16 protein-coding genes are annotated in these 15,246 nt (G+C 63.4%); 10 read left to right on the plus strand and 6 right to left on the minus strand.

The window, feature by feature from the left end; translation table 11 throughout:
- Positions 1-66 precede the first annotated feature (66 nt).
- Positions 67-519: a response regulator gene (locus FMM02_RS02820; protein ID WP_281288882.1), complete on the plus strand. Its 453-nt coding sequence runs from the start codon at positions 67-69 to the stop codon at positions 517-519.
- Here FMM02_RS02820 and FMM02_RS02825 read toward each other — a convergent pair.
- A complete protein-coding gene (locus FMM02_RS02825) occupies positions 516-1,559 on the minus strand; it encodes a sensor histidine kinase (RefSeq protein WP_425473656.1) in 1,044 nt (347 codons plus the stop codon). The genes FMM02_RS02820 and FMM02_RS02825 overlap by 4 nt on opposite strands.
- A 265-nt stretch (positions 1,560-1,824) precedes the next feature.
- Between FMM02_RS02825 and rplK the strand changes: the two genes are divergently transcribed.
- Together rplK and rplA are read left to right on the plus strand one after the other, a co-directional pair.
- The gene (rplK, locus tag FMM02_RS02830) at positions 1,825-2,256 is read left to right on the plus strand and encodes a 50S ribosomal protein L11 (RefSeq protein WP_147493445.1); all 432 of its coding nucleotides are present in this window, start codon (positions 1,825-1,827) and stop codon (positions 2,254-2,256) included.
- 4 nt (positions 2,257-2,260) lie between these two features.
- On the plus strand, positions 2,261-2,959 hold the full coding sequence (gene rplA, locus FMM02_RS02835) for a 50S ribosomal protein L1 (protein WP_147493446.1): 699 nt from the start codon (positions 2,261-2,263) through the stop codon (positions 2,957-2,959).
- Positions 2,960-3,122: 163 nt separating this feature from the next.
- Here rplA and FMM02_RS02840 read toward each other — a convergent pair whose 3' ends face one another.
- Positions 3,123-3,590: a pyridoxamine 5'-phosphate oxidase family protein gene (locus FMM02_RS02840; RefSeq protein WP_147493447.1), complete on the minus strand. Its 468-nt coding sequence runs from the start codon at positions 3,588-3,590 to the stop codon at positions 3,123-3,125.
- Positions 3,591-3,726: 136 nt separating this feature from the next.
- Here FMM02_RS02840 and ppk2 point away from each other — a divergent pair, with 136 nt between their 5' ends.
- Together ppk2 and FMM02_RS02850 are read left to right on the plus strand one after the other, a co-directional pair.
- Positions 3,727-4,509, plus strand: a complete 783-nt coding sequence (gene ppk2 / locus FMM02_RS02845; RefSeq protein ID WP_147494941.1) for a polyphosphate kinase 2 — start codon at positions 3,727-3,729, stop codon at positions 4,507-4,509.
- 33 nt (positions 4,510-4,542) lie between these two features.
- The gene (locus FMM02_RS02850) at positions 4,543-5,235 is read left to right on the plus strand and encodes a DUF4956 domain-containing protein (RefSeq protein WP_147493448.1); all 693 of its coding nucleotides are present in this window, start codon (positions 4,543-4,545) and stop codon (positions 5,233-5,235) included.
- Here the strand turns inward: FMM02_RS02850 and FMM02_RS02855 are convergent.
- Together FMM02_RS02855 and FMM02_RS02860 are read right to left on the minus strand one after the other, a co-directional pair.
- Positions 5,228-6,253 carry a hypothetical protein gene (locus FMM02_RS02855; RefSeq protein WP_147493449.1) on the minus strand — a complete coding sequence of 342 codons (1,026 nt, stop codon included), beginning with the start codon at positions 6,251-6,253 and terminating at the stop codon, positions 5,228-5,230. The two genes, FMM02_RS02850 and FMM02_RS02855, sit on opposite strands and share 8 nt — an antisense overlap.
- Complete coding sequence (locus FMM02_RS02860; protein ID WP_147493450.1) at positions 6,250-7,311, minus strand: metallophosphoesterase; 1,062 nt, start codon at positions 7,309-7,311, stop codon at positions 6,250-6,252. The genes FMM02_RS02855 and FMM02_RS02860 overlap by 4 nt, the downstream gene beginning before the upstream one ends.
- A 369-nt stretch (positions 7,312-7,680) precedes the next feature.
- Between FMM02_RS02860 and rplJ the strand changes: the two genes are divergently transcribed.
- Together rplJ and rplL are read left to right on the plus strand one after the other, a co-directional pair.
- On the plus strand, positions 7,681-8,187 hold the full coding sequence (gene rplJ, locus FMM02_RS02865; protein WP_147493451.1) for a 50S ribosomal protein L10: 507 nt from the start codon (positions 7,681-7,683) through the stop codon (positions 8,185-8,187).
- 55 nt (positions 8,188-8,242) lie between these two features.
- Positions 8,243-8,617 carry a 50S ribosomal protein L7/L12 gene (gene rplL / locus FMM02_RS02870; RefSeq protein ID WP_147493452.1) on the plus strand — a complete coding sequence of 125 codons (375 nt, stop codon included), beginning with the start codon at positions 8,243-8,245 and terminating at the stop codon, positions 8,615-8,617.
- 70 nt (positions 8,618-8,687) lie between these two features.
- Here rplL and FMM02_RS02875 read toward each other — a convergent pair whose 3' ends face one another.
- Positions 8,688-9,506, minus strand: a complete 819-nt coding sequence (locus tag FMM02_RS02875; RefSeq protein WP_147493453.1) for a hypothetical protein — start codon at positions 9,504-9,506, stop codon at positions 8,688-8,690.
- Positions 9,507-9,568: 62 nt separating this feature from the next.
- Between FMM02_RS02875 and FMM02_RS11165 the strand changes: the two genes are divergently transcribed.
- The gene (locus FMM02_RS11165; protein ID WP_187107823.1) at positions 9,569-9,730 is read left to right on the plus strand and encodes a hypothetical protein; all 162 of its coding nucleotides are present in this window, start codon (positions 9,569-9,571) and stop codon (positions 9,728-9,730) included.
- A 1-nt stretch (position 9,731) separates the two neighbouring features.
- Here the strand turns inward: FMM02_RS11165 and FMM02_RS02880 are convergent, their stop codons facing one another.
- On the minus strand, positions 9,732-10,067 hold the full coding sequence (locus FMM02_RS02880) for a DOPA 4,5-dioxygenase family protein (RefSeq protein WP_147493454.1): 336 nt from the start codon (positions 10,065-10,067) through the stop codon (positions 9,732-9,734).
- A 133-nt stretch (positions 10,068-10,200) separates the two neighbouring features.
- Here FMM02_RS02880 and FMM02_RS02885 point away from each other — a divergent pair, with 133 nt between their 5' ends.
- Together FMM02_RS02885 and rpoB are read left to right on the plus strand one after the other, a co-directional pair.
- Entirely contained in the window at positions 10,201-10,749 is a 549-nt protein-coding gene (locus tag FMM02_RS02885) for a L,D-transpeptidase family protein (RefSeq protein WP_187107824.1), read from the plus strand.
- Positions 10,750-11,041: 292 nt separating this feature from the next.
- On the plus strand, positions 11,042-15,205 hold the full coding sequence (rpoB, locus tag FMM02_RS02890; RefSeq protein WP_147493456.1) for a DNA-directed RNA polymerase subunit beta: 4,164 nt from the start codon (positions 11,042-11,044) through the stop codon (positions 15,203-15,205).
- Positions 15,206-15,246: the final 41 nt, after the last annotated feature.

Raw genomic sequence — 15,246 nt, forward strand, 5'->3', positions numbered from 1 at the left:
TACCGGCGGCGTTGCGCTTCGACAAAAGGCGTCTCGGGTCCGGCGAACGGTGGAACTTGCAGGCGGTTGCCGGGTTTTCCGTCCTTAACGGAAACCGAGCGGAAGCATCCTGACACGGCCATGACTGCGCGAATTCTGATTGTTGAAGACGAAATGCTCGTCGCCATGGAACTTGAGGCGATCCTCGAGGATCTCGGTCATCAGCCCGCCGGTATCGCGCCCGATCTCGCCACCGCTGACGATTATTTCGACCTGCCGCTCGACCTTGCGCTGGTCGACCTCAACCTGCGTGACGGGCTAACCGGTCCACAGATCGCCGAACGGCTGAGCTCGAAAGGTGTGCCGGTCATCTTCATTACCGCGAACCCGCGCCAGCTAGGCTCGGGGCTGGCCGGCACCATCGGGGTCATCACCAAGCCGACCGATCCGGCGACAGTGAAGGCCGCGATCGATTATGTCCTTGGCGTCCGCTCAGGCTTGCAGGTCGTGCCGCCGCCCAATCTCAAACTGTTCGGCTAGGGACTGCGCGCCAGCCGCTCGCGCCCAACCGTCATCCGCGCCCAAAGCCCCTCAGGACGCCATTCCCGCTCGATCGAGCCCCCAAGCTGGTTGACGATGCTCAACTCGGTCAGCCGAGTGCCGAAGCCCTGGCGTACGGGCTCCCCGGTGATCGCCGGCCCACCGCTTTCCCGCCAGTCGATGCTGATCTCGCCACCCTGTTCGGCCAGGGTGATATCGACCCGCCCGACGCCGGTGCTCAACGCACCATATTTGGCGGCGTTGGTGGCTAATTCGTGGATCAGCAGCGCGATTGGCGTCGCGCCCCGGTCATCGACGGTGACATCGATGCCTTCGATGGAGATGCGGCCGTCCTGCAGCGCGAGGTAGGGCGCCAGAACTTCCCGGAAAATCCCCTTCAGGCTGTCGGGCAGGTCGCCGGGCTGCGACTGATCGGAATGTGGCCTGACAAATTCATGGGCGCGGCCGAGGGCGGCGATGCGCTCCTGAAGCGTTCGCGCGAAATCGCGGTGCTCGGGCTGCTGCCGGGCCGAAAGGCCGATAAGGCCGGCGATGACGGCGAAGATGTTCTTGATCCGATGACTGAGTTCGCGGCTGAGAATTTCGTTCTGGTTGGCCTGCCGCTTCTGTTCATGGATATCGGTGCAGGTCCCCATCCAGCGAATGATCGTCCCTTCGGAGTTGCGCATCGGCATCGCCCGCCCCAACACCCAGCGATATTCGCCGCTGTGGTGGCGCAGCCGATACTCGATTTCATAAGGCTCTCCGGTCCTGAGGCTGTGACGCCAAAGACCCCAGGCCCGTTCCTGATCATCGGGATGGAACATGCCGTTCCAGGCTTCGCCGTCCGTTGAGCCTGCCGGAACGCCCGTAAATTCATACCAGCGGGCATTGTAATAATCATGATAGCCATCGGGCAGGGTCGACCAGACCATGTGCGGAAATGCGTCCGCAAGCGTCCTGAAGCGCAAGTCGCTTTCGCGAAGCGCATTGCGGGCGGTGACCAATTGCGATTCCGAGTTTTGAGATAGTTCGTTCACGCGATCCCAAGGCGTTGAAGGACTGGCCAAAGGCCATGAGGCCCGTGGCCTCGGATCGCAATGCTCCGCCGCGCCGATGGTTCCGCGCCCGACCCGCCCGCCGCGGGGCGGCCTACACTTGCTTCGGGGGGCCGATCTGCTATTGGCGCGCACTTCCAATCCTTTGGATGGAAATTGCGGGAGGCGCGCTTCGCTCGGCGAGGGGCTCCGTCTGGACCGCTAAGCTTGAACAGGAGGGTCCGCCCTCCCTTACAGAGTGAGAAAAATGGCTAAGAAAATTACGGGCTATATCAAGCTCCAGGTGCCTGCGGGCGCCGCCAACCCGTCGCCGCCGATCGGTCCTGCCCTGGGCCAGCGCGGCGTCAACATCATGGAATTCTGCAAGGCGTTCAACGCCGCCACGCAGGACCTTGAAAAGGCCTCGCCGATCCCGACGGTGATCACCGTCTATGCCGACCGCAGCTTTTCCTTCACCACCAAGACCCCGCCGGCGTCGTTCCTCCTCAAGAAGGCGGCGAAGCTGAAGTCGGGTTCGAAGGAACCGGGCAAGGTTTCGGCCGGCACGATCAAGCGGTCGCAGCTCGCCGAGATCGCCGAAGTGAAGATGAAGGACCTCAATGCAAACGACATTGAGGCCGCCACCAAAATTATCGAAGGCTCCGCCCGCGCGATGGGCCTCCAGGTTGTGGAGGGCTAAGGACATGGCGAAGCTCACGAAGAAGCAGAAGGCCCTTGAGGGCAAGGTCGAAGCGATGAAGATGTACGGCGTCGACGAGGCGATCGGCCTGGTCAAGTCGCTGGCGACCAGCAAGTTCGACGAAACCGTCGAAGTGGCGATCAACCTGGGCGTCGACCCGCGTCACGCCGACCAGATGGTCCGCGGCGTGGTCAACCTGCCGAAGGGCACCGGCAAGGACGTCCGCGTCGCCGTCTTCGCTCGCGGAGACAAGGCCGAGGAAGCGAAGAAGGCGGGCGCCGAAGTGGTTGGCGCCGAAGACCTGATGGAAGAAGTCCAGGGCGGCCGTTCCGACTTCGACCGGGTCATCGCTACCCCGGACATGATGGGCGTCGTTGGCCGCCTCGGTAAGGTCCTTGGCCCCAAGGGCCTGATGCCGAACCCGAAGCTGGGCACCGTCACCCCTAACGTCGGACAGGCCGTCAAGGACGCCAAGTCGGGCCAGGTGGAGTTCCGTGTCGAAAAGGCCGGCATCATCCATGCCGGCATTGGCAAGGCGAGCTTCCCCGAAGCCGACCTCAAGGCCAATTTCGATGCGTTCGTCGACGCGATCGTCAAGGCCAAGCCGTCCGGCGCCAAGGGCAAATATGTCAAGAAGGTCGCGCTCAGCTCCTCGATGGGACCGGGCGTCAAGGTTGACCTGACCGAAGTCGCCGGCGCCTAATCGCCCCGGCAAAGATTAAGGGCCGGAGCGGCGACGCTCCGGCCCTTTCTCGTTGCGGTCCCTGGTGGCTGTGCCGGCCCCTGGAGGGCGGTGGGGTCGGCACAGCCGGGGAAGCACGGATATTCCGCCTCAACGGCGCAACTGCCAAGATGGACTTTGGTCCCTATGTCCCGGCCGGAACCTGCGCGGCCGCCGTAGCGAGATCCAACTCGCCCTCCTCATAGCCGTCCCAATAATGAATCCGTTCGGCTTCGACCCGAACCATCGTAAGGCCCGGAGTGTCGATCCCCTGTTTGAACCAGGAATCGAGATCCTTGTCCCAGTGCTTCGCGAACTGCTCCTTGTCCTGGACTAGGCTGGCCCGCCCTTCCATCGCGATGAAGAAGGGTTTCATGCCGAGCATCCCCGACTTTGACTGGTAAGAAACTCCGACGTTGGAATCGCGCCGGATGTCGGCCACGGTGCGCGCGTCGTCGCAGGTGAAGAAATAAGTGTCGCCGTCGAAATCGACGTTGCGGTTATTGCTCATCGGGCGACCGGCGACGGAGCCGCCCTCGGTCCGGGTCGACAATATGGCAAAATCGATGTCCCGCATCTTTTCGCTGACATCCTTCAAGGTAAATTTGGACATCGTGACCTCCGTCGGTTGTTACCCCCCAACGCCGGCAAAGCGTCATGTCTCCAGCGACAGAGCGTAAAAGGCCCGCGTTAACGTGCCGCTTGCCACGGCGAGCCGGCTTTGCCACCTTGGCCGCGAAAGGCCGGCGATGGGGGAACTCAAGCGCAAGGAATATGAGGAGCTGGTCGAGCCGCTCCGGCGCGAGCTCAGTCATGCCGCTCGTTGGATCGCCGAGACCGGCCAGCGCCTGGTCATCCTGTTCGAAGGCCGGGACACTGCCGGCAAGGGCGGATCGATCGACATGTTCGCCTCGACGCTCAACCCGCGCCAGTGCCATGTCGTCGCCCTACCCGCCCCGACCGAGCGCGAGCGCGGCCAATGGTATTTCCAGCGCTATATCCCGCACCTGCCCGCGCGCGGGGAAATCAGCCTGTTCGATCGAAGCTGGTACAATCGCGCGGTGGTCGAGCCGGTCATGGGTTTCTGCACCCCCGAACAGACCAGCTCCTTCCTGCGCGCCGTCCCGGAGTTCGAGCGCGACCTCGTCGAGGACGGTATTTTTCTGTTCAAATATTGGCTCTGCTGCGACCAGGACAAGCAGGAGGCAAGGTTCAAGGCGCGGCTCGCAAATCCCACCCGGCGGTGGAAATTGTCGCCGGTGGATATCGAGGCGCGAAGCCGCTACCAGGCCTATACCGACGCCCGCGAACGGATGCTCGAGGCCACGCATTCCCCATGGGCGCCCTGGTCGCTTGTCGACTTCAATGACCAGCGGCTCGGTCGGCTGACCTTGCTTCGCGACCTGCTCGACCGGTTGCCAGATCGCGAGCTGCCCCTGCCGACCATCGACTGGCCTCCGCTGGACCATGAACCGCTCAGGGAGGAATATCGCACGCTTCGCCCGATCGCGCCCTATGCGGCCGGACCATGATGTCGACGCGAGGCTAACAGCAAGGGGCTGCGCATGAATGGCTATCGATTGATGGCGAAGGTGATCGCCTACTACACCCTCCTCGCGCTGGTTATCTGGGCCGCGCTGACGATGTTGCCGGGCCTTCGCGACTATCTGCCGGTGGGCGGGGTCGAACAGATCATCACCAAGGGTGATCGCGGACTGGCGCTCCAGGGCAACGAAATTCCCGCGGCCGAAGTTCGCGGGTTCGCCGAGAGCATGGCCTGGCTTGCAATCAGTATCCTGGGTTCGCTGCTGACCTCTATCCCGGTCAGCTGGATCTACATGGGGATCCGCACCGAGGAGGAATATGACCAGTCACTGATCAGCACGATCATCATCCTGCCGATGGTCGTGACCGGCGTTGTCGTGGTCGTTCAGAACAGCCTGGCGCTGGCCTTTTCCCTGGCCGGGATCGCCGGCGCGGTGCGGTTCAAGAATACGCTGAAAAGTTCGGGCGATGCCTTGTTCGTGCTGCTTGCCGTCGGCATCGGCCTGGCATCGGGGATCGGTGCGGTCGAACTGGCGGTAATGATGAGCATCGCCTTCAACCTGTGTTTCCTGGTGTTGTGGATTATCGAATATGGCGAGCGTTACGGCATGAAACGCTATATGTCCGACATCGACGGCCACTGTCCGCCGCCGCCCGGCGCAATACCGCCGCTTCCGCCAGCCGTTCCCCCGACTCCGCCGCCGGTCAATTGAGGCAATCGGCGAGCAACTTCTTGCGCACTGACTGATCGGTTGCGATGTCGTCGAAAAAGTCGGCCAGATAGGCTAGGGCCTTGCGCTGCGTCCGGCTTTCCAGACCCGGCAGGTTCGCGAAAATGGCTTCTGCCTGCCCGCGCCGGGCGCGCAATTCCGTCGCCGCGGCGAGCAGTTGGGCATTATGCGCACAATAGCCGCGATAAAGCCGTTGGCGGACGCTGTTGACGCGCAGGCCCTCGGGCGGTTCGGCATAGGGCGCATCGACGAGGCCGCTATGGTCGAAATCATAGGGGACAGGCGCGAAACGCGCGCCGGCCCTGGCCAGCCGGCCATTGTGGCAACACCCCGCGCCTTGCGGCCCGGCGCGCATCGACCAGTCGAGATTGCCGATCATATATTGAAACAGCGCTACACGCGCCGATTGTCTGGGCTCCAGCTGTGAGGCGGCGATGCGGTCCCCACTCGCGGCCCGGCTCAGGCCGTTGCGCTTTGCGCTATGGTCGAAATCCTCGATGAAGAAGCCGTAACGGGAAAAGCCCCTCCCCCCGTCATCCCGATAATCGATCAGTGCCAGGCGTGCGCCAAAGCTGAGGGGGCTCATCAAGTTAAACAGGCGATAGGCCGAATATTCGAGCAGGACGCGCTGGTGATAAGACTCTCCGGCCTGGCAATGGGTGACCAGCTTGAGCCGGTGCTGGCCCGCAAATGGCGAGGCTGCGGGAGGCGGCGCGGAAAATTCGACGCGAAGCGGCGGGAAATCGCAAAATCCGCCTTTTCGCCGCGAGATGCCACGCGCTGACAGACGAATCGGATGCGCGGCGCCGCTCGCCTCCGTCAGCGTCGCCGGGTGGGGCGCGACCGAGTCCGCCGCATTGCGCGCGATGCGGCTTACCGGTCCGGCGATCATGATGCGAAGCGGCGCTTCTGCGGCGAACAATGTCGCCGGCTGCTGCGCCGCCGCGGGATGCGCGCCGGCCACGGCGACAAGGATGGCGATGCAACCGAGCCGCGTCATTGGCCCTCCGGAAAGGCGTTACTGGTGGTCCGGGCAGCCTGCCGCGCGACGGCTCCCGAACCGCGGATCTCAAGCCATGACGGGACTCCGCCATAAGTTCGGCTGTTCCCGCTGTCGATCCGCCATAACCTTCCGTCCAGGGCCTCGATGATCTGGGTCGATGGGGTGTGCCCAACGACGATTCGGCTGACCCCGAATTTCTGGAGGGCCAGCGCAACCTCCTGGTCGGGGGTCAGCGGCGTTGCGCCCGGTACCGAGGGGGCCAGCGTCGTTTCATCGCTTGTGCCGCGCGTTACCAAGCCTCGATACCATAAGGGGCCCGTCGGATCGTTGATGATCGCCGCCGCCGAACTGTCGCGGGACTTCAGCGCGGCAGCCACCTGTTCGTTGATCTGCGCGATCGACTGGTCCGCGTAGCGGCTGCTGATCCCCCCATGGACGAACAAGCTGTCGCCCAATTTCACGACTGCCGGATTTCCGAGTACCCATTCGCCAAGTTCGCCGTCGCTGCGCCAGGCGGCCTGGTATTCAAGCCGGCCGAGGGGCACTTCCTTCATCCAGGCAGCGCGGACGTCGGCTGGCCTGAGCGTCGGGTCGCGGGCGATGGCATCGGCTTCGACGCTTGCCCGGCTTGCCTCGTAAACACGGTCGCGGAGGGCAGCCGAATTCCTGTCGGCGAAGGCGGCATATTCGCCGGGATGCACATAGCGCATGTCGCCGGTCATCATCATCGCTTCATGATTGCCGACCAGCACAATGACCTGTCCGCCGCGCCGCCGCGACTCCCGCTGGAGCCGCTTCAGGTGGCGGATGATCTTGAGGCTGTCGGGCCCGCGGTCGACGACATCGCCGAGCTGCACCAGCGTGGTCGCGCCGCCGGTCCAGCGGCCGCGCTGGTCGACCAGCCCGGCCCCGCGGGCGATTGCCAGCCAGGCGTCATAATCCCCGTGCAGGTCACCGACCGCGACGATGCGTTCGGGTGCCCGCGCTCCGGTCGGCGCGGCAGGCAACATCATCATGACCAGCGCGAACAAGGGCCAGACCAACAGCCGCAACATCGGCACCCCCCTGGCATTGAACGTGCGCAAGTGGGCGCCGCGCAACGATTTTTGTCAACCCGCCTGTGGCCAAGCCCGTCTGTCGCGCGCTTGACTTTCCCGGTGCTGCCTGTAGAGGCCGCGCGGTCATGCCCATCGGGCTGACGCTCGTCCGAGACAGTCGCTGCCCCTGATCCGTCAGGGACTTAATTCGCGGCCTAGACGGGGATAAGGAATTCAAGGACGGGTCGCCATCGGCGTCCCGGTCGTGCGCGGGAAACGATCCTGCGCCTCTCGATCCATCCCCCGGACATCTCGGAGACTTGGGATTTCCCAAGGCTCCAACCCTTTGCCGGATGGTCCGGCAGGGGGAATGACTAGGAGAATGGCATGGATCGTTCGCAAAAAGCCGATCTGGTTGCCGAGCTGAAGAACGTCTTCACCGAGACCAGCGTGGTGGTGATCACCCGCAATCTCGGCCTGTCGGTCGCGCAATCGACCGACCTGCGCCTGAAGATGCGCGATGCCGGTGCCCAGTTCAAAGTTGCGAAGAACCGGCTTGCCAAGATCGCGCTCGAGGGCACCCAATATGGTCCGATCGGTGACTTGCTCACCGGCCCGACCGCACTTGCAACCTCGATCGACCCCGTGGCCGCCGCCAAGGTGGCCGTGGAGTTCGCCAAGACCAACGATCGTCTCGAGATCGTCGGTGGCGCGATGGGCGACACGCTGCTCGACGTGAACGGGATCAAGGCACTTGCCGAGCTTCCCTCGCTCGATCAGCTGCGCGGCACTCTCGTGGGCCTCATCCAGGCGCCCGCGACGAAGATCGCCCGCATCGCCAAGGAGCCGGGTGGCCAGTTGGCGCGCGTCATGGCCGCCAAGGCCGCAGCTTAAGTTTTTCGTTATTCACGCACGACACCTGGGCCGATGGGCCCACTAGGAGACTAAAATGGCTGACCTGAACAAGATCGTCGACGACCTGTCGGCTCTGACCGTCCTCGAAGCTGCCGAACTGGCCAAGCTGCTCGAAGAAAAGTGGGGCGTTTCGGCCGCTGCGGCCGTTGCCGTTGCCGGCCCGGCCGCCGGCGCCGCTGCCCCGGCTGCTGAAGAGCAGACTGAGTTCGACGTGATCCTCACCGGCGACGGTGGCAAGAAGATCAACGTCATCAAGGAAGTCCGCGCCATCACCGGCCTGGGCCTGGGCGAAGCCAAGGCGCTGGTCGAAGGCGCTCCGAAGGCGCTCAAGGAAGGCGTCAACAAGGACGAAGCCGAAAAGATCAAGAAGCAGATCGAAGAAGCCGGCGGCACCGTCGAGCTCAAGTAAGCTGCTTCGGGCCTCTTCGCTCGAACCGACACAGGAAGGGCGGCTCTCATGGGGGCCGCCCTTTTTGCGTTCAGGCGGGGAGCGCCCCCGCCGGGACCGGGCGCTTGCCCGCGACCCATCCCGCCCAGCCGATCCCCGCGCCGGCCAGCGTCGCCGCAAGCGCCATCGGCCAGGTCGGGATCGCGGCGGCATGCACGTAAAGCTGCTTCCACGCCGCAGTCCCGCCCGGAAATTCGAATAGTAGCGAACTCAGCAGCGTCAGCCCGCCGGCGATCGCGAATGGCCGGCCATTGGTCCGTCCCGCGCGCACGGCGATAATGAAGGCGATCATCGCGGTTGCTCCATTGCCGAGGTGGAAGCTCGGCCCCAGCCGCTCGAAGGCTCCGGGCTGCGAAAAGTCGATTCCCATAAGGAGCGGCGCGAGGCGGCCCAGAATAGGTGGCATCAAGAAGAGCGCGGTCGCCAGCAGATGGGAAGCATGCGGCCCGATCTTGCGGCGCTGCTTCAGCGCCTGAAAATAGAAATAGGCCATGCCGCCGACGGCAACGAAATCGAGCCAGGCCAAGTGTGGCGGCCAAATCGCGCTGAAAGGCGTTGCAGCGCTGACATGACGCTGCGCCATGCCGACGAAGATCGTCGCCCCGCCGGCAAGGAACAGCGGGAACAACGCCAGGCTGACCAGCCCGTTGGCCCGGTGGAAGCGGCGATGACCGTGATGGATTGACCAACTCTGCATCGCCAGCAGAAGCAACCACATGGTCGCGGTGATGCCGTGAAAATGGAAGGAAGGCGGACTGGTCGACAGGACCGACAGATAGTTGGGCCAGAAGGCCAGCGCGGCCAGCGGAAACAGCGACAGCACCCACCAGTGCGCATGGCGAAATGGCATCTTGGCCCCCTATGAAACCTGCCCCTCCGGAATGCTAGCGAAAGCGGGCATTTTCGCAAGCGGTGGACCGCCCTTCCCGGTTCGCCGACGGAACGACCCCGCGCCCGCAGGGTTGTGTTGGCATTGGCATTGAACAGCAAAAGGGAAGAAATATGGGACGCAACGTCACGATGAGCATCGGCGTGCTGATTCTGATCCTGATCGTCGTCGCTCTGGTTTTCTGAGCTAGTCGAAGATCGACAGGTCGAGCGGCTCGCTCGGCCCAAACCAGACAACATGGTCGCGGTGGTCGGCGCGGTCGTCGCCAGTCGATGCATGGGCAAAGACGGTTAGGCCGTCACGATTGACGGCCAGCCATGTCGCGACCTCTCCAAATTGCTGGGTCGGAACGGTCAGCTGCACCGACCCTCGCGGGTGCGGCCCGACCGGGCCTGGGTGGTATTGGCCGACCCTGATCCCGAACTTCGCGTTAGCCCGCTGCGCCAGCGCCCTTGCCGCATCGACCTCTACCGCATCGAAATAGATGTGGGCGTGGAAATCGCGGATTGGCCTGCCGTTCATGCCTCGCTCCTTGAGATGGTCCAGAGTCGCCCCTTATCCGCGATAGTGCAATCAGAATCGCCGGATTGAGGAACCGACTCAGCGGACAAACATTGATTCTTCGAAAGTCAAGTTCAAATAGATGAGGCGCAAAATGAGAAAGCTGGAGCTTGCGCTCGGCCTGACGGCCGCGCTCGCCCTTTCAGTCCCGGCCAGTCCCGCACTGGCTTCGATGGAAACTCCGGAAGCCAAGGCCGAGGCGAGCGACGCTGCGTCGATCGCCCGTTACGACATGATCGAGGCGTTCGGCGACAAGTCGCTCAAGCCAGGCCAATATGTCTGGCGGAGCGTCAAGGCCGCGGGCGAACCGCGAGTGGTCGTCAGCCTGTCGGACCAGCTGGTCTATCTTTATCGCGGCGACACGCTGATGGCGGTCTCCACGACCTCGACCGGAACCGACAAGAACCCCACCCCCACCGGCATTTTCGAGGTTCTTGCAAAGAAACCGATGCATCACAGCCGCAAGTACGACAATGCCCCAATGCCCTTCATGCAACGGATCGACAAATATGGCATCGCACTGCACGCCGGGGCGCTGCCGGGCCATCGGGCCAGCCACGGCTGCATCCGTCTGCCGTCGTCATTCGCCAAGAAGCTTTATTCGGTGACCAGTCTGGGCTCGACCGTGATGATCGGCGCCTGATCCCCCCACATGCGAACTGGTCGCCGCGGCCGGCGAGGATCATAGGGTCCTTGCCGGCCATTTTCCTGCGCATCCCCCTTGCACCCAAGTAGAAATCGGCTATATCCGACCCTATCCAAACATAACGGCTCCGCCGCACGGCTTCGTGCGCCCGGGGCTTTTCCTGTCCTCACCGGGACACGGACCGATCCAGCGCAACGGTCCGCACGTATGGTGAGGAATTCCCCAGGATCCGCGCCGGACATTCATGGGCCCGCGTGCCTCGACGCGTGCCCGGAGCGCAGGGAATATAATGGCGACCAAGCAAAAAGACGTGCCGACCATGGCCCGCAACACCAACTCGCGCCGCATCCGCAAGATTTTCGGCAACATCCACGAAATCAGCGACATGCCGAACCTGATCGAGGTTCAGCGCGAAAGCTATGAGCAGTTCCTTCGCTCCGATCCGGCGACCGGCTATGTCTCTGGCCTGGAAAAGACGCTCCGGTCGGTGTTCCCGATCCAGGATTTCGCCGGCACCGCGCACCTCGACTTCGATCGCTATGAGCTTGAAGCGCCCAAATATGACACCGACGAGTGTCGCCAACGCGGACTGACCTACGCCGCGCCGATGCGCGTGACCCTGCGCCTCACCTCCTTCGAAATCGATCCCGACACCGAGGCCAAGTCGGTCATCGATATCAAGGAGCAGGATGTCTACATGGGCGACATGCCGCTCATGACCCAGAACGGCACCTTCATCGTCAACGGTACCGAACGCGTCATCGTGTCGCAGATGCACCGGTCGCCGGGCGTGCTGTTCGACCATGACCGCGGCAAGACCCACGCCTCGGGCAAATATCTCTTCGCCGCGCGCGTGATCCCCTATCGCGGCTCGTGGCTCGACTTCGAATTCGACGCCAAGGACATCGTCAACGTCCGGATCGACCGCAAGCGCAAGCTGCCGGTGACCGCGCTGCTCCATGCGCTGGGCCTGACCAGCGAGGAAATCCTCAACACCTTCTACAACCGCCTGAGCTACGTCCGCGGCAAGAACGGCTGGCAGGTGCCCTACGCCTCGGAAAGCTGGCGCGGGCAGAAGCCGACCCACGATGTCGTCGACGCGGACAGCGGCGAAGTCATTTTCAAGGCGCATGAGAAAATCACGCCGCGCAAGGCCAATGCCGCGGGCAAGGACGGCGTGAAGAACGTCATCATCCCGACCGAGGAAATCTACGGCCGCTTCTCGGCTTACGACCTGATCAACGAAAAGACCGGCGAGATTTACATCGAGGCCGGCGATGAGGTCAGCGAGGAAAATCTCGACAAGCTCGACAAGGCCGGGGTCGATCGGCTCGAACTGCTCGACATCGACTATGTCAACACAGGCCCTTGGATCCGTAACACGCTGAAGGCCGACAAGTCGGAAGATGGCGACAGCGCGCTGGCCGACATCTACCGCGTTATGCGCCCGGGCGAACCGCCGACGCGCGAAACCGCCGATGCATTGTTCTACGGCCTGTTTTTCGACAGCGAGCGCTACGACCTGTCGGCCGTCGGCCGCGTTAAGTTGAACATGCGCCTTGGCCTCGATGCCGAGGACACCGTGACCACCCTGCGCCGTGAAGACATTATCGCGGTGGTCCAGGAACTGGTGAACCTCAAGGACGGCAAGGGCGAGATCGACGACATCGACAATCTCGCCAATCGCCGCGTCCGCTCGGTCGGCGAGCTGCTGGAAAACCAATATCGGGTCGGCCTGCTCCGCATGGAGCGCGCCGTGAAGGAGCGGATGAGCTCGGTCGACGTGTCGACCGTCATGCCCAACGACCTGATCAACGCCAAGCCGGCGGTCGCCGCGGTTCGCGAATTCTTCGGCAGCAGCCAGCTGTCGCAGTTCATGGACCAGACCAACCCGCTCAGCGAAGTCACCCACAAGCGCCGTGTGTCGGCGCTTGGGCCGGGCGGCCTCACCCGGGAGCGCGCCGGCTTCGAAGTCCGCGACGTCCACCCGACCCACTACGGCCGGATCTGCCCGATCGAGACTCCGGAAGGCCCGAACATCGGCCTTATCAACAGCCTTGCCTCGTTCAGCCGGGTCAACAAGTACGGCTTCATCGAAACTCCCTACCGCAAGGTCATCGACGGCAAGGTTTCGAACGAGGTCATCTACCTGTCGGCAATGGAAGAAGCGAAGCACACCATCGCCCAGGCCAATGCCGAACTGGAAGACTCGGGCGGCTTTGCCGAAGAAATCGTCTCCAGCCGCCGCAACGGCGACTTCCTGATGGCTCCGCGCGACACCATCACCCTGATGGACGTTTCGCCCAAGCAGCTCGTCTCGGTCGCCGCGTCGCTGATCCCGTTCCTGGAAAACGATGACGCCAACCGCGCGCTAATGGGTTCGAACATGCAGCGCCAGGCCGTGCCGCTGTTGCAGGCCGACGCGCCGCTGGTCGGTACCGGCATGGAAGAAACGGTTGCCCGGGACTCGGGCGCCGCAATCGCCGCCCGCCGTCCAGGCGTTGTCGACCAGGTCGACGCGACGCGTATCGTCGTCCGCGTCAGTGGCGAGCTGCGGGCCGGTGAGTCGGGCGTCGACATCTACACGCTGATGAAGTTCCAGCGGTCGAACCAGAACACCTGCATCAACCAGCGTCCGCTGGTGAAGGTCGGTGACATGGTCGAGGCCGGCGAGATCATCGCCGACGGTCCGTCGACCCAATTCGGCGAACTGGCGCTTGGCCGCAACGTGCTCGTCGCCTTCATGCCGTGGAACGGCTATAATTATGAGGACTCGATCCTCATCAGCGAACGTATCGTGAAGGACGACGTCTTCACCTCGATCCACATCGAGGAATTCGAAGTGATGGCCCGCGATACCAAGCTTGGGCCGGAAGATATCACCCGCGACATTCCGAACGTCGGTGAGGAGGCGCTGCGCAACCTCGACGAAGCCGGCATCGTCTACATCGGCGCCGAGGTCGAGCCGGGCGACATCCTGTGCGGCAAGATCACGCCGAAGGGCGAAAGCCCGATGACGCCGGAAGAAAAGCTGCTGCGCGCAATCTTCGGCGAAAAGGCCAGCGACGTGCGCGACACCTCGCTTCGCCTGCCGCCGGGCGTTGCCGGGACGGTGGTCGAGGTGCGGGTGTTCAACCGCCACGGCATCGACATCGACGACCGTACCCGTGCGATCCAGACCGAGGAGAAGGAGCGTCTGAAGAAGGACGCCGATGACGAAAAGGCGATCCTCAACCGCGCTACCTTCGCCCGCCTTTCGGAAATGCTGATCGGCCAGGTCGCGACCGCCGCGCCCAAGTCGATCAAGAAGGGTTCGACGCTCGACGAAGCGATGCTGGAAGGCACCGACAAGCACGACTGGTGGAAGATCGCCGTCAAGGACGATGCCCGCCAGGCGGACCTCGAGGCGCTCAAGGCGCAGTATGACGAGAGCACTGCGGTCATCAACCGCAAGTTCGAGGACCGTGTCGAGAAGCTCGAACGAGGCGATGAGCTGCCGCCGGGCGTGCTGAAGATGGTCAAGGTGTTCGTTGCGGTGAAGCGCAAGCTCCAGCCGGGCGACAAGATGGCTGGACGTCACGGCAACAAGGGCGTCATCAGCCGGATCCTGCCGATCGAGGACATGCCGTTCCTCGAAGACGGGACCCATGCCGATATCGTCCTCAACCCGCTGGGCGTGCCGAGCCGCATGAACGTCGGGCAGATCTTCGAGACCCATCTCGGCTGGGCCGCGCGTGGCCTCGGCCAGCAGATCGGCCAGATGCTCGAGGACATCCATGCCAAGGGCAGCGATATCGCCGGCAAGGACGTCAAGGAGATCCGGGCCAAGCTGAAGGACATCTACGGCGATGCCTATGCCAAGGACATCGACGACCGGAGCGACGAGCAGGTCATGGACCTTGCCCAAAACCTGGTCGGCGGAATCCCGATGGGCACGCCGGTGTTCGACGGCGCTCGCGAAGGAGATGTGTCGGACATGCTGGCCAAGGCCGGGATCGACACCTCGGGCCAGTCGACGCTGTACGATGGCCGCACGGGTGAGCCCTTCGACCGCAAGGTGACGCTTGGCATCATCTACATGCTCAAGCTGCACCATTTGGTAGACGACAAGATCCACGCCCGCTCGATCGGCCCGTACAGCTTGGTCACCCAGCAGCCGTTGGGCGGCAAGGCGCAGTTCGGCGGCCAGCGCTTCGGTGAAATGGAGGTCTGGGCGCTCCAGGCCTATGGCGCTGCCTACACGCTGCAGGAAATGCTGACCGTCAAGTCGGACGACGTCATCGGCCGAACCAAGGTCTATGAAGCGATCGTGAAGGGCGACGACACGTTCGAAGCCGGTATTCCTGAAAGCTTCAACGTGCTGGTCAAGGAAATGCGCTCGCTGGGCCTCAACGTCGAGTTGAACTCGATCGAGAGCGAAGACGACGAGCCGCAAGCCATCGCCGCCGAGTAACCGACTTTCCCTCCCCTAGCCCCTCCCGCCCGCGGGAGGGG

The sequence above is a fragment of the Sphingomonas xanthus genome (genome assembly GCF_007998985.1).
GTDB classification, from domain to species: domain Bacteria; phylum Pseudomonadota; class Alphaproteobacteria; order Sphingomonadales; family Sphingomonadaceae; genus Sphingomicrobium; species Sphingomicrobium xanthum.